Source organism: Streptomyces sp. P17, assembly GCF_032436805.1.
Classification (GTDB): domain Bacteria; phylum Actinomycetota; class Actinomycetes; order Streptomycetales; family Streptomycetaceae; genus Streptomyces.
In genome coordinates, this window is record NZ_JAVRBF010001089.1 from 1 (window position 1) to 258 (window position 258).

The window sequence follows — 258 nt, forward strand, 5'->3', positions numbered from 1 at the left end:
TCATGCGCATCAATCACGGCTCGCAATTCCGTCATGCTGGTGATCTCTTGCGGATCTTTCATTCCATCCCCCGACAGCTACCCATAGTGCGGGGTCTGCCGCAAATCGACCGGGGCCGCAACCTGTCCGGCTGCGGCCCCGCGCTATCAGAACAGCCCTTCGATATTACCCATATCGTTCAGCCGGATCACCTCGGCCGAAGGCACTTTGGGCAGCCCCGGCATCGTCATGATCTCACCGCAGATCGCCACGATGAAC

Annotated in this window: 1 protein-coding gene; it reads right to left on the reverse strand. The window is 59.7% G+C overall.

Going from position 1 to position 258, the window contains the following annotated elements:
• Positions 1-146: 146 nt before the first annotated feature.
• Complete coding sequence (locus tag RMT89_RS46385; protein ID WP_399499057.1) at positions 147-251, reverse strand: formate--tetrahydrofolate ligase; 105 nt, start codon at positions 249-251, stop codon at positions 147-149.
• Positions 252-258: the final 7 nt, after the last annotated feature.